Below are 18,888 nucleotides of genomic sequence, written 5' to 3' on the forward strand. Positions count from 1 at the left end.
GTCTCCCTGTTACACTGGCACACCGTGTCCGACCCGACGGGAAATTCCGAAAAGGCGACCAGAGTCTGGTCCAGCTTGGCCGCTTTTCTTTTCTTCGCCGCGGCCGTGGCCATGATAATTCTGCATCTCACGACATCGCGGAATTACGCGAGCGTCATAGGCCCGTTTCTGGTCTTCGGCTTCTGTTTCCTGACCCTCTGGCTGAGCGTGCAGAAGACCCGCTGAGGTATCCGGTTGCCGGGAAAGACACCCTTCGGACCAGACCTCGAGCGGGCCTGCGCGGCGCTGGTTCGCGACCTCGTCACGCTGGCCACGGGGGTATCGCAGGGAACCACGGCGACCCTCCATGCGGTCGTGCGTCCCGAGCCGGACGTGCTCTGGTTGGGGCTGGCGCCGCGGAACCAACCGGGCGAGCGGTACGCGCTGCGGACACCACTGCTGAAATCCGACGGCAGTCCGCGCACCTACGACGACGTGCTGCTGGTGCTGCGCCGTTCGGAATCGCTGCGCAGGCACGATCGCGGCCGGTTCGAGGAACTCGACGTGGTGGGGCAGCTGCACGGATGTCCCGTGCGGGACAGCGGCGATTTCGTCGACGATCCCCCGTTGGAGCTGTTCCAGGACTCGTTGCGCGCCACCCTGCTCACCGCCGCGTTCCGGGGGACGGCTCCGCTGCCACTCGCCGGAACGACTCGCCTGGTGGGATTCGCGTGGCTGCTCGACGCGGAGAAGCAGTGGGTGAGGCTCTACTTCGGTTCCCCCGCCGATGCCGGAACACTCGGCGTCGACCTCGATGCCGAGCGCGGCACCGAGTTCGTCCCCGAGCTCATGAACCGCCTCGATGCGGACGTCCCCGCCGCCTGGGAGTGCCACGAGACGAGCCCCGACCCGTTCTGCCGCAGGCTTTTCGACCTGCGCGACCGAGTCGACCGTCGGTGAGGCTCCGTCGCGCGGCGGTGTGGAGCGGGACGGCGGCGATCCCGCGAGAGACCGACACCGCACCGAGCACGTCCCGAGGACGGCTCCGGATACGGTTGCCCGGTGCCCCCGGGGAGCCTCCGACGGCACCGTCACGGGGAAACCACGCTCACCGCTGGATCACGGCCGAACCACCACTGACCACGAACGACAGCGCCGAACGAAACCCGCGGGCCACGAAGAGCGTCCGAACAGGACGGACTGGTCCACTCGAAAGCGGCGAGGTTTCCGCACGGCCGACACGGGAGAGCGTGACGACCGGGAGCTTCAACCACGAGGACGAGAAAATGACCACCTCAGCGGCGGCGCTCCGGATGTCCCGGAAAGTGGGGTCACCATCGAGCGTCGATGCCGAGGCCGGTGGCAGCACTCTCTCGTTCTCGACGATGGTGTCGATGCCCGCCCCGGACGAGCGGAGGTGAACAAGTCCCGCTCAGGGTTCCAGGAAAGGATCGGTGTCGAACGGAGTGCGCAGTCCCCGCATCGCGGCATCGCTGTGGTCGGCCGCCGGTGAGGGTTGTTCGGGCAGCTCCCGCGCGTGCGCGGGTTCCAGGAACTGGACCGGGCTGACCGTGCTCGGAACTGGGGCGCGTCCACGGGACGGCGGCAGCGGGCGGTGGCCCGATTTGACTTGGCGCTGCGGCCGAACGGGACGCGAAGGCGTGGAAGTGTTGATACTGCTCCTTCGGATCGCACCGCCGAATTATCGAACGGCCGGGCGATCCGCGAGATGAGGTCGGGCGGGGTGGCCCCGCCCCGAAAAGCCGGTGGCTCCCCGCCCTGACGGACGGGGAGCCATCGGGAAAGCCCTACGAGCGAACTCAGAGCGCGCGGACGACGTCCGCCTGCGGCCCCTTGCTGCCCTGGCTGGACTCGAAAGACACCTGCTGGTCCTCGTCCAGGCTGCGGAAGCCCGGGGCGTCGATGGCCGAGTAGTGCACGAACACGTCCGGGCCACCCTCGTCCGGGGCGATGAAGCCGAAGCCCTTTTCAGCGTTGAACCACTTCACGGTTCCCTGTGTCATGTCTGTCTCCTAGCGAGAGTTGACGTATGACGAGAGACCACACCTCGTGGACTCCCGGGTCGGCGATCTCAGACGGCAACTACTCCAGCTACAACCAAAGACAGCAGCTCGCCCGCATCAACATCCTGCGAGCGTGCACAAACACGAACCCAGAAACTCAACGACCAAGACCCACTATACACACCCTCGCCACGATTGACCACCCCCGGGTCGATTTTCCGCGAAACCGCCGCGCAACGGGTCAGGAACCGGACTGCCACGGCCCGCCCGCCGTGTGCACGCGCTGGACGTCCTCGCGGTACTTCAGCACCGCGCCCAGCGTCCGGGCGGCCGTCTCGGTGTCCAGCTCCGTGTGGCCGAGCGCGAGCAGCGCGCTCGCCCAGTCGATCGACTCGGCCACCCCCGGCGGCTTGAGCAGCTCCAGCGAACGCATCCTGCGCACCGCGCCCGCCACCTGCTCGGCCAACCGCCGATCCAGCTCCGGAACCCTGCTGCGCAGGATGCTCACCTCACGTTCCGGATCGGGGTGCTCCAGCCAGTGGTAGAGGCAGCGCCGCTTCAGCGCGTCGTGCACCTCCCGGGTGCGGTTGGACGTCAGCACCACCAGCGGCGGCTCGACCGCCTCCACCACGCCGAACTCGGGGATGGTGACGGTGTAGTCGGAGAGGATCTCCAGCAGGAACGCCTCGAACTCGTCGTCGGCGCGGTCTATCTCGTCCACAAGCAGCACGCACGGCGTCTCCCGCAACGCCCGCAACAGCGGACGCGCCAGCAGGAATCGCGAGGTGTACAGCGACGCCTCGGCGGCCTCGGCGTCCAGACCGCCCCCGGAGGCCGCCTCCAACGTGCGCAGGTGCAGCAACTGCCTGGGAAAGTCCCACTCGTACAGCGCCTGGGACGCGTCGATCCCCTCGTGGCACTGCAACCGGATCAGCTCGATCCCGTGAGCCCGCGACAGCGCGTGCGCCAGCGCCGTCTTGCCGGTACCGGGTTCACCCTCGCACAGCAGCGGTCGGTGCATTCTGCCCGCCAGAAAGGACGCGGTGGCGATGCCCTCGTCGGGCAGATAACCGGTCTCGCGCAGGGCCGCCGAAACTTCCGCCGGAGAGTCCATCCCGTCGATTCTAGGACTCTCGGTGTCCGACCGATTCCGGTGAGTACCGACCCCGAGAATCCGACCCGGCGCTGAAACACCGGCCGCGTGAACGCGATACTCCGGCAGGGGTCCACCCGATCCGGAGCCGAGTCGTGGAACCGCCCACCGCCGCGGGAGGGTCGCGGGCATACTCGAAGGTGGTGGAACGACCTACAGTCGAGGTGGAACTTGAGCCGGTTCAGCGAATTCCCCGCGCATGTCGAACACTACCTCGGCAGAATCCGCGGGGCGGACAGCATCGAAGCCGGCTCACGGGAACGGAGCTACCACCTGGTGTACTGCGATCCGCCGCACGGTGAGCACGTGTCGGTGCTGACCAGCGGACTGCGCTCGCGCACGGCGGGGGCTCCGCTGCCGCACGAACTGGTCTGCACCCTCCACAGTGGCCAAGAGCTCCACGCCCGGCACCTCACCGGTGTGGTGGCGGAACTGCTGGACGAGTCGAACAGCCGGGTGGGCCCCGGTGCGCTGATCATGAACGATCGCGCGCTGCTGCCCGACACCGCGATCAGCGGAGCGTTGGCCGCTCCGCACCCCTATCTCGGGGAGGAGTTCGACGTGGTCCGCGACGGCTCGGGGGAGGCGGTGCTGCGTCTGATCACGCTGCTGCCCATCTCCCGTGGCGAGGGGCAGCTGGTGGCGCGTTACGGCAGCGACGTGCTCTACGATCGTTGGCAGGAGCGCGACACCGACCTGCTGGACGTGTTCCGCTCCCCGGTGGCCTGAGGTCCACCGGACGGAGCTCGAGGGCGCACCCGAACCACGCCCGCTGAATCGCCGGTGGCGATGATCGGCGACACGCCCCGGGGAGACCCGTCTCGGGGGCGGGGCGGCGGGACTAAGGGACACCTCAGGGCACTTCCCGGAGGCGGTAGAGCGCCGGAACGAGTTCACTGGGGGCATGACGAACCAGCAACCACTCGGACAACCGCCTGACGGAACGGGAACGCGGGACAGGAACGATCGGCCCCCCGAGCACCGCTTCCGGCGCAGCCGGAACGAGCGGATGATCGCCGGGGTCTGCGGCGGCGCCGCCGAACTGTTCGGGATCGACGCCACGATCGTCCGCATCGTGCTGGTCGCGGCCACACTGGTGGGCTTCGGCACCGGCTTCCTGATCTACCTGGCCTGCTGGCTGATCGTTCCGGAGGAGTGAGCGGGCGGAGCCGCCCACGAACACACGACCGGTCAGCGCATGTCGGGAGCCTGCCGGATGAAGGCGTCGAGCACGCCGTCCGCGAGTCGTACCGGACCCTGCGGCCGGGTCTCTCCCGGTTCGGTGCGCACCGAACCGGCCCGGTCGGCGAGCTCACCCGCGCGCCGGAAGTTCTCGGAGGCCGCCTCCGAATCGCCCGAAGCCCGGGCCGACAACCCGTCCAGGGTCGCCAGCAGGGCATCGCCCCACAGGTCGGTGGCCCGCAGCCAGGGGCGCACGTCGGCGACGAAGTCCTCCGGAGTGCCCTTCCGAATCCGCTCCGGGGCGTCGGCGATCGACTGGGCGTAGCCGCGCAGCTCGGCCACCGCGCGCTTCCGGTTCGCGGCGTCCCCGCTCCATGCCTTCCGGAACTCGTCCAGCCTGCGCCGCAGTTCCGGGGCGGGCCGCAGCCAGGGCTCCCCGTCCGGCAGCACGGCGGCGTGGTTGAGGTCGAAAAAGACCATCAACGCGTCCACCGTCTCGCTGTCCGGCGTGAGTCGCTGCTCGTCGCCGCGGAAGCGGTCTCCCGCCAGGTACTCGGCGGCCGCACGCCAGGCGCGCTGCTCGTCGAACTCCGAACTGTTCCACGCGAAGTCGGCGGCGGAGATCTCGACCACCTTGCTGGCCGCGGCCTGGTTCATCGGGTTGATCACCAGCCCTTCCAGCACCTCGCCCAGACCCGGTTGGCGTTCGGCGTACGGGCCGAGCATCAACCGCCCCTCGGTGGCGTCGTAGTCGTTGACCGGATAGTTGTCCCAGAGAATCGTCTTTCTGCCCCACACCCGCTCGGCCGAGGCGGCGTCGTCGACGGTGATGCTCTCCGGGATCACTCCTGGCCCGGTCCACATCAGTTCGATCTCGGGGTCCAACCGCTCGCGCAGCGCGGACTTGTACGGCGAGTCCTCGGTGTCGGAGTACTCGGTCGGCACCGTCTGCAGCGGCATCGTCCCGTGGTGCCGGGCCAAGAATTCGCGCCGCAACCGGTTGAGCAGCCGCGCCTGCGCCTCGCCCGCCGCGGCCGCCGAGGGCGCACCGTACTCGGCGCGGTCGGAGGAGCAGTTCCACTCGGTGTAATCGATGTCGTCGAACGGTATCGAGAAGCTGCGGACACCGATGTCGTACAGCGAATCGAGCTTGTCGGTGAGCGCGTTCCAGTCCGCCGGATCGCTGAAGCAGATCGACTTGCCCGGCGAGAGCGCGAAGGTGAGCTTGACGTGGTTCTCGGCGGCCTCCTCCTGCAGATCACGCAACCGCCGCAACCGTTCGGCGGGATAGGGGTCGCGCCAGCGGTCCCGGTGGTAGGGGTCGTTCTTCGGCGCGTAGACGTAGCTGTTGAGCTTGACGGCGCCGTAGAACGCGATCTGGTCCATCCGCTCGGCATGGGTCCACGGGCTGCCGTAGAAGCCCTCGATCACGCCGCGCGTGGACATCTCGGGCTCGTCGAGGACGGCGACCCCCGCCACCCGGCCCGGTGTGGCGAGCTGGCGCAGCGTCTGCACCGCGTAGTAGGTGCCCGCCGGGTCCACACCGCCGAGCACGATCTCCGGGTTCTGTCCCCGCCGGATCGAGAGCGCGTAGCTCTCCGGTGCCAACGCCTCCTCGTCCTCGCTCGGGAACTCCAGCTCGGTGTTCTGGTAGGCCTTCATCATGGCCGGTGCCCACCGGCTGCCCAGTCTCACCCGAAGGGTCGAGTCCTCCACCCGACGTCCGGGATCACGTACGACGACCTCCTCGGCACCGGCGGCGCGCAGTACCCGCACCGCGAGGTCGCGGGTCGCCGGAACCACGGCCGGATCGACCACCAGCGAGACCTTGCCCGACACGCGCACGTCCCCGCCCGTGTCGACCAGCTGGCTCGGTCTCGGGACCACGTCGGGAAGTCCCTCGCTTTCGGGCGACGGCGTGTGCTCGCTCGACTCCTGCCGCCCGGTGCTCTCGGGGGCCGGAGACCCGCCCGTGCACCCCGCCACCAGCAGAGCCAGTACGCAGGACAACGACGCCAGCACCGCCGAACGGCGGGAAGTTCGCCGGAAGCGGCTCACGGCGCCTCCTCGGACTCGGTGACGGGACAGTACGCGGCGCTCGCCGGAGACTCCTCGAGCGACAGCACAGAGTGAATCATGATGCCGCCAGAAGTCTCTAATCGGTGACCCGTTTCAGGGGACGTGCGGCAGGACCACACTCCCTGAAAGGGTGATCCAGCTCCGGTTCCGGGCTGACGGGGCCGCCGAACGCAACGGAGGGCCGTTCCCGTCCGGGAACGGCCCTCCGCGAGGCACGCGCTCGGCTGGTGCCGGATGGGCTACCGCCGTCGACGACGGCGGTGGCAGCGGAAACGTCCTAAGCGGACGTCACATCATGCCGCCCATGCCACCCATTCCGCCCATGCCGCCGGTGGGGTCACCGCCACCGGCCTCGCCGCCGCCCTTCTCGGGCTTGTCGGCGACGACGGCCTCGGTCGTCAGGAACAGACCGGCGATCGAGGAGGCGTTCTGCACGGCGGAACGCGTCACCTTGGCCGGGTCGATGACGCCCGCCTTGATCAGGTCCTCGTACTCGCCGCTGGCGGCGTTGAGGCCCTGGCCGGCAGGCAGGCCCTTGACCTTCTCGACCACGACGCCGCCCTCGAGACCGGAGTTGACCGCGATCTGCTTGAGCGGGCCCTCGACAGCGGTACGGACGCTGTTGGCGCCGGTGGCCTCGTCGCCCTCGAGGTTGAGGTTGTCGAAGGCGGAAACGGCGGCCTGCAGCAGCGCCACACCACCGCCGGCGAGAACGCCCTCCTCCACGGCGGCCTTGGCGTTGCGCACCGCGTCCTCGATGCGGTGCTTGCGCTCCTTGAGCTCGACCTCGGTGGCCGCGCCGGCCTTGATGACGGCGACACCGCCGGCCAGCTTGGCCAGCCGCTCCTGCAGCTTCTCACGGTCGTAGTCGGAGTCCGAGCGCTCGATCTCGGCACGGATCTCGTTGACCCTGCCGGAGATCTGCTCGTCGTCACCGACACCGTCGATGATGGTGGTCTCGTCCTTGGTGACCACGACCTTGCGGGCGCGGCCCAGCATGGACAGGTCGGCGCTGTCCAGCTTGAGGCCGACCTCCTCGCTGATGACCTGGCCGCCGGTCAGGATGGCCATGTCCTGCAGCATCGCCTTGCGGCGGTCGCCGAAGCCCGGTGCCTTCACGGCCACGGACTTGAAGGTGCCGCGCATGTTGTTGACGATCAGGGTCGGCAGCGCCTCGCCCTCGATGTCCTCGGCGATGATCAGCAGGGGCTTGTTGGCCTGCATGACCTTCTCCAGCAGCGGGAGGAGGTCCTTGATGTTGGAGATCTTCGAGCTCAGCAGCAGGATGTACGGGTCGTCCAGCGACGCCTCCATCCGCTCCTGGTCGGTTACGAAGTACGGCGACACGTAGCCCTTGTCGAAGCGCATGCCCTCGGTGAGCTCCAGCTCGAGCCCGAAGGTGTTGCTCTCCTCGACGGTGATGACGCCTTCCTTGCCGACCTTGTCCATCGCCTCGGCGATGAGCTCGCCGATCTGGGAGTCACCGGCCGAGATCGCGGCGGTCGCGGCGATCTGCTCCTTGGTCTCGATCTCCGTGGCGTTCTTGAGCAGCTGCTCGGCGACGGCCTCGGTGGCCTTCTCGATGCCCCGCTTGAGGGCGGTCGGGCTGGCGCCTGCCGCGACGTTGCGCAGGCCCTCGCGCACCAGCGCCTGCGCCAGGACGGTGGCGGTGGTGGTGCCGTCACCGGCGACGTCGTCGGTCTTCTTGGCGACCTCCTTGACCAGCTCGGCCCCGATCTTCTCCCACGGGTCCTCGAGCTCGATCTCCTTGGCGATGGAGACGCCGTCGTTGGTGATGGTCGGCGCGCCCCACTTCTTCTCGAGCACGACGTTGCGGCCCTTGGGGCCGAGCGTCACCTTGACGGCGTCGGCGAGGGAGTTCATGCCGCGCTCAAGACCGCGGCGGGCGTCCTCGTCGAACGCGATCATCTTGGCCATTGCGGTGTGGTCCTCCAGCTTTTTGGACGCCGTGGGATCGGCGGATTCCACGGCAGGACTCGTGCTCGGCCAGGCTCGGTGCCCGCGACGGACGACCGGTCACCGCGAGGATGTGCGGCTACGGCCTCACCGTCCCGACCTGGCACTCATCCCTACTGAGTGCCAGTATCGTGTTTAGCACTCACCGGCCGCGAGTGCAAGCCGACGGGCGGAACGCTTTCGGGGACACTCCGTCCGCCCCCACCGGACCGGGCCCGGCCGAGCCGCGAGGAGGACGCGGCCTCCGCCGAACCACACGCCGCCGGGCGGGCGGACACCGGCGGCACCCTAGCCGAACGCGATGATGAGAATCACCACGATCACGGTGAACGCGGAGATGGCCAGCACCGGAACCAGCCAGCGCGCCGTGCTGTCCGAACGCTTCGCGAAGGATGTGGACTGCGCGGGCATCGGCGGCCGCAGCCGAACCGGCTCACCGGGCGGACCACCGGGAGGAGCCCCCGGCGGCATCGGCTGTTGGGGAGCGTTTCCGGGAGGTGGCGCACCGGGCCCACCGGCCGGAGGAACACCGGGCGGTGGCATCCCGCCCGGAGGTGTGCCGGGCGGAACGCCCGGCTGGGGTTGCGCCGGGACCGGCCCCGAGGGCACCGGTTGCGGCCCGGAGGACGCCGGTTCCGGAGGAGCGGGAGGCGGCGGTTGGTCCCCCCTGGCGCCCAACGGGCTCAACGCGTTCTTCGTGGCGGTGATGAGCTCCCGGCAGCTTCCGTAGCGCTGGTCGGGGGTCTTGCCCATGCCACGGCGCAGCACCTCGTCCACGGCGGGCGGCAGGGCGACCCGGGAAGTGACCCTGGGCTGCTCCAGCTTCAGATGCCCCTGGATGACCTCCTGCACCTCGCCCTTGTAGGGAGCACCACCGGTCAGGCAGGCGAAAAGCATGCAGGCCAGCGCGTAGAGGTCCGTCCTGCCGTCGACGGACTCACCGCGCAGGTGTTCCGGGGCCGCGTAGGTGGGCGAGCCGAGGAAGTCACCCGTGCTGGTGCGATGCCCCGTGGCACCGCGACGGGTGAGCCCGAAGTCGGCCAGATAGACGTGCTCGTGCGAGGCTTCCCTGGAGGTGACCAGCACGTTTGCGGGCTTGAGATCCAGGTGCACGAGCCCCTGCTCGTGCAGGGTGTCGAGTGCCTCGGCCACCTGCCCCAGCAGCTCCACCGCGCGGTTCGGGGCGATCGGCCCCTTCGAGATGAGGCTGGCCAGGTCCGAACCGTCCACCAGCCGCATCGCGATGTAGAGCATCCCGTCGACTTCACCGAAGTCGTAGAGCGGAACGATGTTGGCGTGGTCGATGGCCGAGGTGTTGCGCGCCTCGTCCACGAAGCGTTCGCGGAACTCACCGTCCCCGGTGATGTGCTCACCCATCACCTTCAGGGCGACCTTGCGCCCCAGACGGACATCGGTGGCGCGGTACATGACACTCATGCCACCGCGACCGAGCACCCCGTCGATCTTGTAGTGGCCGAGACGACGTCCGGTGAGGTCTTCCGACACGCCGATCAGCCTAACGTTTCGGCACCACCGGCGTCCGCCGGTGCGGACCCCACGCCATCCGGGTGGAGCAGTTCCCGATGAAGCGACGCGCACCACCGTGCGTGAGTCGGACGAACCGCGAGGCCGGGCCACTCGTCGCCACGGAACCGGCCCGACGCAGCGAGGTGCCGCTACCCCGCGGGGTCCCCTCCGGGCGCGCGAGCACCGGGACGACCACTCACGGAACCGAAGCCGCAACGGGTTCCGCCGCGTGCGCTCTCACGGGACGGCCGGAGACGTCGTGCGTTATCTACCCGATGTCTCCGGCACCCGCTCACGAGACGCGCGAGAGGCTCCGCCACGCGACCCGCTACGGCGACGGAACGGAAGGAGTTCCCTCAGAGCTTGCGGACGCCATCGGCCTGACTGCGCCCGTCCCGTCCCGGTTTCACCTCGTACTCGACCCGATCACCCTCGTCCAGGGTGCGGAATCCGTCCATCTCGATCGCCGTGTAGTGCACGAATACATCCGAACCGTTGTCGGTGGCGATGAATCCGTAGCCTTTTTCGGAGTTGAACCACTTGACCGTGCCGACCGCCACGGTGTCCTCCTCGAATGTGATGCGCGACGCCCCGAGACGCCGTTGTAGCGATCGCCACGTTACCGCACGCTGAGACGTCGGTCTCCGTCGCGATCGGACGGATTCCCGCGATCCGGTTCCGTACCCGGTGCGTCACCGGCACCGGCCGCGGCGGAATACCGCGAGATCGCACCCCGGTTTTCGGTGGATTCGCCCGCACGCCCGTCACACCGGTGCCACCGTTCGGACCACACCCCGACGAACATCGCGGGATCAGTGCCCGCCCGCCGCGTGCAGCCAGGAGGACAACCTGCGCGGATTCCGGGTCTGGGTCACCACCCGGCCGGGCCCCGCGAAATCGAGAACCAGTCCCGCTCCTGTCCGCAGGGACTGTGACCGCCCCTGTTCGGACTGCCGCAACCTGGACCGCGCGGTGTCCACATAGGCAACCAAATGACCGGCGTCGATCGTGACGAACTCACCGGACCGCAGCTCGTGCACGTCCAGCGCCCCGCAGCAGGCCAGCACCAGCTGCCCCTGCCCGGTGACATGCGCGAGGAAACCGGCCTGGCCGCCGAACATGGGCTGGAACCCCTGCCAACGGGTGTCCAGCCGCACGGTTCCCGCCGCGGCCAGCCAGGAGTCCCGCGCTACGCACCAGCCCGTCCCGCCGTCCAGCTCGATGGTGTGCACGTCACCGGGAAGACCGGGGGCCACGTCCACCCAACCCCCCTGCGGCCCCGCCGTGTAGGTGGACTCGGGAAACGAGTCCCCGAGCAGCGCCCGCATCCCGCCGTGCCGGGGGGAGCCACTGCTCGTCACCCCGTAGCTGGTGGCCATCGCCTCACAGCCGGTGCGCGCGACCTCGCCCGCGGTGAGCACGAGGCGGGCGACGCCGAAGGACGAGGGATGACGAGAACGGACCTGCACGATCACCCCTCCAGACGCGGCACGGCGGTCCACCGCGAACACGCTCAACCGACCCGTTGAAGTCTGCCATGCACCGCGCGACTCCCGAGCGGGGTGCGCCACGACCGCTCGCCTGTCGGAGCCCGGTACGCCGACCACCTCGGAACGGCGAGGCGGCGTCCGGGGGCGACATCGCGCGGAATCCGGGGACGACATCGCGCGGAAAATGACCGATGATCGGGGTGTGGGCCACACGACTGACACATCGACCCTGGTACCGGTGGACGAGTACCGGGAGCGGATCTCGAACCTGCTCGCCCCCACACCGGGGCAGCGCGTCGCACTGGAGGACTGCCTGGGGCTGGCGCTGGCCGAGGACGTGACGGCGCCGATCCCACTGCCACCGTTCGACAACTCGGCGGTGGACGGCTACGCCGTCCGCGTCGCGGACGTCACCGGGGCCGACGCGGCGACCCCGGTGACGCTGCCGGTCACCGCCGACGTCCCCGCCGGTCGGGTGGATGTCCCGGCGTTGGAGGAGGGAACGGCGCACCGGATCATGACCGGCGCGCAACTTCCCCCCGGCGCCGAGGCGGCGGTGCCGGTGGAACTCACCGACGGCGGCACCGAACGGGTCGCCGTGCACCGCGCCCTGCCGGACGGGAGCAACATCCGCCGCGCGGGTGAGGACGTGACGACCGGACAGGTCGTGCTCGAGAAGGGGCGAACCCTGGGGGCAGCCCAGCTGGGGCTGGCCGCCGCCCTGGGGCACGCCGAGCTGCCGGTGTCCCGCCCGCCGCGGGTGTTGGTGCTGTCCACCGGCTCCGAACTGGTGGAACCGGGTGCGGAACTGCGCCCCGGGCAGATCTACGAGTCGAACGGCACCATGCTCGCCGCCGCCGTACGCCAGTGCGGCTGCCAGGCACGCCTGCTGCGCTTCGTCCCGGACGAGGTCTCACAGCTGCACGCCGCGCTGGAGCCCCACCTGGCCGACAGCGACCTGATCCTCACCTCCGGTGGGGTTAGCGCCGGGGCCTACGAAGTCGTCAAGGACGCGCTGGAGAGCTCGGGCGTGCGTTTCGACAAGGTCGCCATCCAGCCGGGGATGCCGCAGGGCTCGGGCTACTACGAGGCGAACGGACAGCGTGTACCCGTCATCACCCTGCCGGGCAACCCGGTCAGCTCGATCGTGTCCTTCGAAGTGTTCGTACGGCCCGCACTGCGTCGCTCCGGGGGACACCGCGAGATCCACCGCCCGCACCGGCGGGCCACGCTCACCGAGTCGCTGCGTTCCCCCTCGGGCAAGCGGCAGTACCGCCGTGGCGACTTCGACCCCGAGACCGACACCGTGACCACCCGGGGAGGGGCGGGCTCCCACCTGCTCTCCGGAATGGCGGCGGCGAACTGCCTGCTGCGACTGCCGGAGGAGAGCACGGAGGTCGAGAGCGGCAGCACCGTCGACGTCTGGCTGCTGGAGTAGGAACCCGACCCGCGTGCACCGCGCGGCCGGTGCCGTGGCGGAACCTCCCGAGCGACCGAGCACGTCGAGTAGCGGCGCGGTGCCGCCGAACTCGTGGACCTCCCCTTCCGTGAACTGGAACGATCTTGTCCCGCGTCGGGCTCCCTACCGCCGGGGACCAACCGGTGACTAGCCTGACCGGGCATTCGCGGACCAACGTGAGTCGGGAGTTGTCACTGTGCGTGGCCCATGGCGTGCCGTCCTTGCGGTGGCACTGCACATCGGATTCTTGGTCGTACCGGCGGTACTGGTCCTCGGCCTGGTGAGCATCGCGGCCTACACGATTCGCCACGACCTCGGGGACGGACTGCGGGCCGGGTTCGCGGCCCTGCTGGTCGGGGCCTCGGTGGCGATGGTGCTCCGGGGAGTACTGCGTGCGGGTCACTCTCCCCGACGAGGAGTGGTGGTCGACGGTGAGTCCCAGCCACAGCTGTGGCGCAGACTGCGGAAGGTCGCCGAGACCGCCGAGGCCGCGAGACCGGCGGAACTCCGCGTGACATGCGAGCCCACCATGCGGTGGCGGGACCGGACCCGCCTGTTGGGGCTCCTCCGGCGCGAGTCGCACCTGGAACTCGGTCTGCCGCTGCTGGCCGGCCTGACGGTCACCGAGCTCTCGGCGCTGCTCGCCGCCGAGATCGGCCGTGCGGACGGGGGCGGAGCGGACGCGCTCGCCAACCGGATTCGCACGGCGGTGATCGCGGCGGAGCGCGACATGATCGGCGGTCCCACCAAGTGGTTGTTCAGTGGCTACGCCGGCCTCTTCCGGCGGATCACGGCACCGTTGGCGCGCGGGCGGATCATGCGGGGTGACGCCGTGGCGGTGCGGGTGGCGGGCAAGCGCACGACGATGGCGGCATTGCGCAAACAGGTGGGCCTGGAACTCGGCTGGCAGGACTACAGCGCCGAGTACCTGAGCATGGCCACCAGGGTGGAGCGGACCCCTGAGGTGCTGCCGGGGTTCCGGGCCTTCCTGGAACACCAGGAACGCAAACGCGGCCTCGCCGAGCGGGCCAAGGAGAGCATCGCCGCCGAGGAATCGGCTGATGCGGCGCGTCCGACCGTGGCGCAGCGGCTCGACGTGCTCAGGCGGGCCACCCACGAACCCGAGGAGACCGACGACCGTCCCGCGCCGGCGCTGGTCCGCGAGCCCCGTCGCGAGATCCCGGCGATCGAGGAGCGGCTGCTGGTGGACGCCCTGGGAGAGCGAGCCTCCTGGCCCGAGCTGGCCAGGCTCGCCGGGGAGCACGACGTCGCGGTCAAGGCGGGAGCGCTGAGCTCGGCCGTGGAGCAGAGCGGAGTGTCGGTGGAACCCACGCTCGTGGGGGTGCTCACCGCCATTCACCGGGGCGAGGCGGCTGATCTGATCAATCCCGCCCTCAACCCGGGGCTCGCGCCGGAACTCGTCGACGACGCGGTGGTCGACACGATGACCGAGTTGCTGGGCGCGGCGGTCGTGGACGCGCTGATCCGTGCCGAACGCGCCCGACACGAACTGGACTGGGGCGGTCCCTCGACGGTGCGGCTGGCTGACGGCCGCGCGTTGGACCCGGACCAGCTGGTACGTCCGGCGGTGGTGGACCCGCGGCTGGTGCCGGGACTGCACCGGCACCTGGTGCACCTGGGAGTTCCGCTGGATCACGCGCAGCCCGCCGCCGAGGAACCCGAACCGAGGCTCTCGGGAATAGTCAGTCCCGTGCGGTTCGCCGAGGAGCCCTACGATCTACTGGTCACCGATCGCGGAGTGCTGCTGCTGCCGGACCGGACCCGCTGGATGTACCGACTGCTGGCCGGCGCGCTGACTCCGGTTCGCCGCTCCGAGCACGAGCGGCTGGAGAAGCTGGCCACCACCCCGGTGAACCGGCTGCGCGAGCTGGAGGGGGCGCAGTGGGTGGACAGTCGGGACGTGGCCGCGGCCGACCTCCGGGAGGAGGGTGCCGACTGGGAGCTGACGCTGGACCTCTACCTGGACGAGTACTCGGTTTCGGAGGTTTCGCCGCGAGTCACGGAACCGGACGAGTCGGACGTCCCCGAGGACGAGGAGCTGACCAGAATCCGAATCAGGAGCCTCCCCGATTCGGGGACTCGCGGTACCCCTTACTCGGGGTTGGGAGAACTGATGGGAGCGCGCTTGCGGACTCCTGAAAAAAATCATCAATTCGAGTGAGCAAATGTCAGCAATGTGCACGCAAAGTCATTGAATCTGTGACGAAAGTCCTTCTTTCGCGGCTACGCAGTTCCCTGTGAGTTCTATTACACTGGCACTAGCATCACAACCAGTCGATGGATTACATCCAACGGCGTGCCGGATCCTTCCGGCCCGGTCGCCCACCGGGAGACGAATTTCCCATCGGGAGACGACCAGCTCGGGTGCGTGTGCCGTCGGGGGGCACACGGATCCACCGGGGGGACCGTTCGGAGCCAGCGGGGAGACCCCGAGCGGTCGTGACTCCGGGACGACATCGGCGCATCGGGGGCGCTGATGTCGCCCCGGAGCTCACTCGTGTCCGAGCCCTCACGCGCCGCAATTCCCGCACCCCTGCCGCGCCGACGCGCACGGCCCCGGAGGACGACGGGCGGGCGGACTACGAGCGCTTCGCGGGACAGCAGGTCAACGACCAACCCACCCCCTGTGCACAACGGGCCACGTCTTATCAGCGATGCTGTTGTGACAACGGCGACGCGACCGAGACGTCGCATCCCTACCGTCGACGCAGGGGCGAGCCATCTCGATGAACAACGCGGATTCCGCACCCAGGACCGGCCCGTTACACAAGCTGGCGCGACTGGCCCGCGACACCGTCCCGCCGATGCACCCGGCAGGCAGACCGTTCGTGCTGGCCTGCGCGATCGCCACCCTGCTGCTCCGCCGGATCTGGCGCCCCGCCGGAGCACCGGCCGCGCTGCTCACCGCCTGGTGCGCCTGGTTCTTCCGGGAGCCCCGCAGAGTCACGCCCGACAGGACCGGCGTCGCGGTGGCCCCGGCCGACGGCACGATCGCGCACGTCGAGAAGGCGGCCCCGCCCGCGGAACTGGAGCTGCCGGAGGATCGGATGCTGCGCGTGAGCATCTTCCTGACGGTCTTCGACGTGCACGTCCAGCGCGTGCCCGCCGACGGCGAGGTCACCAAGCTCGCCTACCGCCCCGGCGCTTTCCTGTCCGCCGACCTGGACAAGGCCAGCGAGGACAACGAACGCAACGCGATGCTGCTGCGCACCACCGGCGGAGCCGATCTCGCGGTGGTGCAGATAGCCGGGCTGGTCGCCCGCAGGATCGTGTGCTCGGTGAGCGAGGGCAGCGTGGTCAGCGCGGGCAGCACCTACGGCCTCATCCGGTTCGGGTCCCGCGTGGACCTGTACCTGCCGCCGAACAGTCGCGTGTTCGTCGAGCCGGGCCAACGGGCCGTAGGCGGCGAGACCGTGCTCGCCGAGCTCGCTCCGGAACAGAGCGGTGTTCGGGCATGAGCGAGGCACGCGCGAGCCCTCCCGGCGTTCGCTTCCTCCCGAACGCGATCACCGTGCTGGCCATGTGCGCCGGGCTGTCGGCGGTGCAGTTCGCGCTCAACCAGCAGCTCAAGGGTGCCGTCGCGGCGGTGGCGGTGGCGGCGCTGCTCGACGCCCTGGACGGGCGGATCGCCCGCCTGCTCGACGCCACCAGCCGGATGGGGGCGGAGCTGGACTCGCTGTCCGACGCCATGTCCTTCGGGGTCGCGCCCGCCCTGACGCTCTACGCGTGGCAGTTGGCGGGCAACCGGGTGGGCTGGGTGGTCGCCCTGATATTCGCGGTGTGCATGATCCTGCGCCTGGCACGGTTCAACACGCTGCTCGACGACGATGACCAGCCACCGTTCAGCAAGGAGTTCTTCGTAGGTGTGCCCGCACCGGCGGCCGGGCTGCTCGCGCTGCTGCCGATCGTGCTCACCGCGGCCGTGGGCGGGGAAGGCTGGTGGTCGAGCCAGCCGGTGGTCATGGTCTGGATGATCGCGGTGGCCGCGCTGGCCGTGAGCCGGGTTCCCACCCTCTCGCTGAAGACGGTCAGGGTACCGGCGAAGCTGATCGCCCCATTGCTGGTCGTGGTCGCGGTGCTGGCCGCGGGGATCATCACCTACCCGCTGCTGTTCCTGACCGTGGTGCTGGTGGGATACCTGGTGCACGTGCCCTATGCCGCCTACCGGCACCACTGGCTGGCCAATCATCCGGAGGTCTGGGAGTTCCCGCCCCGAGAGCGACGGGCGATGCGGCGCAGCCAGCGTCGACTCGGGCTGCGTCCACCACTGCGACGCCGAGCTACGGGGGCCGCACGACGCGTACGGCTGCCCCGGCGCGGTGGTGAACGGAGCGGGGAGAACCGCCGCAGCTACCGGTCGCTGGGGCTGCGCCACCGCTCCAAGTGATTCCGGGCGTGGACACCGGTTCCGCCGCAGGGGATCGGTGTCCACGCTACCGATCAAATACGAATATTGTTCTATTTTCTACGTCGATCCGAATCGGAGCCGGAAGAATCGCTGCCGCCGAAGAGCATTCGCCTCCTCTCCTCCGTTGCGGAACGGCCCACCGCGGCACCTGATCGGATTTCTCCCTCGCTCTCCACTCCGAACTACGGGGACTCTCCACGGCGACGCGGTTTCGGTCACCGGCGGATGCGCGGGAATCGGCCCGGCGCCATGCTTGCCCCGATGTCGGATTCGCCGGAGGCACCGGGAGCGGGTGGTGCCCGTTCGTCGACGGCCACCCGCAGCCTGCTGGTGTCGGTGGTGGGGGCAGCCGCCTTCGCGGTGCTGGCACTGTTGTGGGGGCTGGCCATCAACTCCCCCATGATCGTGTTCGACGGGCTGTACTCCTTCGTGAGCGTGCTGCTGTCGCTGGTCTCGGTCGCGGCGGTGCGCACCATCGAACGCGGTGCCGACGAGCGCTACCCGTTCGGAAGGCACGCCTGGGAACCGCTGACCGTGATACTCAAGGCGGTCTCACTCGCGACACTGTGCGGCTACGCGCTGATCGGGGCGATCGGCGACATCCTCGCGGGCGGCAAGCAACCGGAGACGGCACCGGCCGTGCTGTACGCGTTGCTGGCCACGGTCGGCGCCTGGCTGATGACCCGATACCTGCGTTCCAGCCGGGACGGTCTGGTGCGCGCGGAGGCCGCACAGTGGTGGATGGACACCCTGCTCAGCCTCGGTGTACTGCTGGGATTCCTGCTGGCGCTGGGCCTGGAGGCGGCGGGGCAGCCCGATCTTGCCGGATACGTCGACCCGGGAATGGTGATCCTGTTCTCGGTGCTGTTCCTGCGGATGCCCGTGCGGCTGTTCACCCGCAGCCTGCGCGAGGTGCTCTCGATCTCGGTGGACCCGGCGCTCAGCGGCGACATCGAGACGGCTGTGAACGGCATCGCCGCGCAGTACCGGTTCGAGGAGGTCTTCACCAGGGTCGCCAAGATCGGTGACCAGCTCGACGTGGAGATCGACTTCGTCGTGGGGCCGGACTCCACCGCGCGTGAGGTCACCGAGTTCGACCGAATTCGGCAGCGGATCTCCGACATCCTGGACACGATGCCGCACGAGAAGTGGATGACGGTCTCGTTCACCGCCGAACGCCGCTGGGCGCACTGACCGGCACCGTTCTCAACGCGCCACCACGGCCGTACTCCTCCCGAGAACGACTTCCCCGACATCCCGGCGCCCCGGCGCCGGTCCCAGTGGCCCGGAGAACGAACTCCACCAGCATTCGGCCCACGAGCGCCGAACCACCACCCTCGCAGACCGAACTCCGACCACGCCCACAGCCCGCACCGCCGCGGGTTCTCCCGTGCGGCTCTCGCGAGGACGCCGGAGACGTTGTGCAGTACCTACCCGATGTCTCCGGCCCCGCGGCGAGAGCCGCACGAGAGGTTCCGCCACGGCACCGGCTACGAAAACCGAGCCGAGGACACCACATCCTCAATCATGCGAGCAGGCAAGGCGCGCGTCCCCGGCGCGTGAGTCGGATGCCTCGCAAGGCAGGGCCG

At 69.4% G+C, this 18,888-nt stretch carries 17 protein-coding genes; 10 read left to right on the top strand and 7 right to left on the bottom strand.

Annotation, left to right across the window (positions count from 1 at the left end; genetic code table 11):
* The first annotated feature begins 24 nt into the window (after window positions 1–24).
* The 3 genes from BLQ75_RS23295 (at window position 25) to BLQ75_RS24400 (ending at window position 1,400) form a co-directional block, all read left to right on the top strand.
* Complete coding sequence (locus BLQ75_RS23295; RefSeq protein WP_170837273.1) at window positions 25–225, top strand: hypothetical protein; 201 nt, start codon at window positions 25–27, stop codon at window positions 223–225.
* A gap of 9 nt (window positions 226–234) precedes the next feature.
* Entirely contained in the window at window positions 235–939 is a 705-nt protein-coding gene (locus BLQ75_RS02090; protein WP_092596802.1) for a hypothetical protein, read from the top strand.
* Window positions 940–1,265: 326 nt separating this feature from the next.
* Window positions 1,266–1,400: a hypothetical protein gene (locus BLQ75_RS24400; RefSeq protein WP_280137805.1), complete on the top strand. Its 135-nt coding sequence runs from the start codon at window positions 1,266–1,268 to the stop codon at window positions 1,398–1,400.
* A gap of 399 nt (window positions 1,401–1,799) precedes the next feature.
* Here BLQ75_RS24400 and BLQ75_RS02095 read toward each other — a convergent pair whose 3' ends face one another.
* Window positions 1,800–2,003 (bottom strand): cold-shock protein, encoded by a 204-nt coding sequence (locus BLQ75_RS02095; protein ID WP_043576066.1) that lies wholly within the window; start codon window positions 2,001–2,003, stop codon window positions 1,800–1,802.
* Window positions 2,004–2,244: 241 nt separating this feature from the next.
* On the bottom strand, window positions 2,245–3,117 hold the full coding sequence (locus BLQ75_RS02100) for an AAA family ATPase (protein ID WP_092596804.1): 873 nt from the start codon (window positions 3,115–3,117) through the stop codon (window positions 2,245–2,247).
* Window positions 3,118–3,327: 210 nt separating this feature from the next.
* Here BLQ75_RS02100 and BLQ75_RS02105 point away from each other — a divergent pair, with 210 nt between their 5' ends.
* Together BLQ75_RS02105 and BLQ75_RS02110 are read left to right on the top strand one after the other, a co-directional pair.
* Window positions 3,328–3,885, top strand: a complete 558-nt coding sequence (locus BLQ75_RS02105) for a suppressor of fused domain protein (RefSeq protein WP_092596806.1) — start codon at window positions 3,328–3,330, stop codon at window positions 3,883–3,885.
* A 175-nt stretch (window positions 3,886–4,060) separates the two neighbouring features.
* Window positions 4,061–4,315, top strand: coding sequence for a PspC domain-containing protein (locus BLQ75_RS02110; protein WP_092596809.1), 255 nt, complete (start codon window positions 4,061–4,063; stop codon window positions 4,313–4,315).
* Between the two features lie 32 nt (window positions 4,316–4,347).
* Here the strand turns inward: BLQ75_RS02110 and BLQ75_RS02115 are convergent, their stop codons facing one another.
* The 5 genes from BLQ75_RS02115 to BLQ75_RS02140 form a co-directional block, all read right to left on the bottom strand.
* Entirely contained in the window at window positions 4,348–6,396 is a 2,049-nt protein-coding gene (locus BLQ75_RS02115; RefSeq protein ID WP_170837274.1) for a glycoside hydrolase family 84 protein, read from the bottom strand.
* A 309-nt stretch (window positions 6,397–6,705) separates the two neighbouring features.
* Window positions 6,706–8,355, bottom strand: a complete 1,650-nt coding sequence (gene groL / locus BLQ75_RS02120; protein ID WP_092597289.1) for a chaperonin GroEL — start codon at window positions 8,353–8,355, stop codon at window positions 6,706–6,708.
* 327 nt (window positions 8,356–8,682) lie between these two features.
* The gene (locus BLQ75_RS02125) at window positions 8,683–9,900 is read right to left on the bottom strand and encodes a serine/threonine-protein kinase (protein WP_092596812.1); all 1,218 of its coding nucleotides are present in this window, start codon (window positions 9,898–9,900) and stop codon (window positions 8,683–8,685) included.
* 377 nt (window positions 9,901–10,277) lie between these two features.
* Complete coding sequence (locus BLQ75_RS02135; protein WP_092596818.1) at window positions 10,278–10,481, bottom strand: cold-shock protein; 204 nt, start codon at window positions 10,479–10,481, stop codon at window positions 10,278–10,280.
* A 252-nt stretch (window positions 10,482–10,733) separates the two neighbouring features.
* Entirely contained in the window at window positions 10,734–11,390 is a 657-nt protein-coding gene (locus BLQ75_RS02140; protein ID WP_092597292.1) for an AIM24 family protein, read from the bottom strand.
* Between the two features lie 205 nt (window positions 11,391–11,595).
* On the opposite strand from BLQ75_RS02140, the gene moeA reads away from it, so the two are divergent.
* From moeA to BLQ75_RS02165, 5 genes are all read left to right on the top strand, one after another.
* Entirely contained in the window at window positions 11,596–12,849 is a 1,254-nt protein-coding gene (moeA, locus tag BLQ75_RS02145; RefSeq protein WP_170837275.1) for a molybdopterin molybdotransferase MoeA, read from the top strand.
* Between the two features lie 247 nt (window positions 12,850–13,096).
* Entirely contained in the window at window positions 13,097–15,052 is a 1,956-nt protein-coding gene (locus tag BLQ75_RS02150) for a M48 family metalloprotease (protein ID WP_244515174.1), read from the top strand.
* Between the two features lie 565 nt (window positions 15,053–15,617).
* Window positions 15,618–16,349, top strand: a complete 732-nt coding sequence (locus tag BLQ75_RS02155) for a phosphatidylserine decarboxylase (RefSeq protein WP_092596824.1) — start codon at window positions 15,618–15,620, stop codon at window positions 16,347–16,349.
* Window positions 16,346–17,278: a CDP-diacylglycerol--serine O-phosphatidyltransferase gene (gene pssA, locus BLQ75_RS02160; RefSeq protein ID WP_092596826.1), complete on the top strand. Its 933-nt coding sequence runs from the start codon at window positions 16,346–16,348 to the stop codon at window positions 17,276–17,278. The genes BLQ75_RS02155 and pssA overlap by 4 nt, the downstream gene beginning before the upstream one ends.
* Window positions 17,279–17,560: 282 nt before the next feature.
* Complete coding sequence (locus BLQ75_RS02165; RefSeq protein ID WP_170837276.1) at window positions 17,561–18,493, top strand: cation efflux transmembrane domain-containing protein; 933 nt, start codon at window positions 17,561–17,563, stop codon at window positions 18,491–18,493.
* The last annotated feature ends 395 nt before the right edge of the window (window positions 18,494–18,888 follow it).

This window comes from Actinopolyspora xinjiangensis (genome assembly GCF_900104475.1).
Taxonomy (GTDB): domain Bacteria; phylum Actinomycetota; class Actinomycetes; order Mycobacteriales; family Pseudonocardiaceae; genus Actinopolyspora; species Actinopolyspora xinjiangensis.

Coding starts and splice junctions, on each gene's coding strand:
- BLQ75_RS24400 (WP_280137805.1), top strand. CDS start 1,266: ATGACCACCTCAGCGGCGGCGCTCCGGATGTCCCGGAAAGTGGGGTCA.
- BLQ75_RS02095 (WP_043576066.1), bottom strand. CDS start 2,003: ATGACACAGGGAACCGTGAAGTGGTTCAACGCTGAAAAGGGCTTCGGC.
- BLQ75_RS02100 (WP_092596804.1), bottom strand. CDS start 3,117: ATGGACTCTCCGGCGGAAGTTTCGGCGGCCCTGCGCGAGACCGGTTAT.
- BLQ75_RS02110 (WP_092596809.1), top strand. CDS start 4,061: ATGACGAACCAGCAACCACTCGGACAACCGCCTGACGGAACGGGAACG.
- groL (WP_092597289.1), bottom strand. CDS start 8,355: ATGGCCAAGATGATCGCGTTCGACGAGGACGCCCGCCGCGGTCTTGAG.
- moeA (WP_170837275.1), top strand. CDS start 11,596: ATGACCGATGATCGGGGTGTGGGCCACACGACTGACACATCGACCCTG.
- BLQ75_RS02155 (WP_092596824.1), top strand. CDS start 15,618: ATGAACAACGCGGATTCCGCACCCAGGACCGGCCCGTTACACAAGCTG.
- pssA (WP_092596826.1), top strand. CDS start 16,346: ATGAGCGAGGCACGCGCGAGCCCTCCCGGCGTTCGCTTCCTCCCGAAC.
- BLQ75_RS02165 (WP_170837276.1), top strand. CDS start 17,561: ATGTCGGATTCGCCGGAGGCACCGGGAGCGGGTGGTGCCCGTTCGTCG.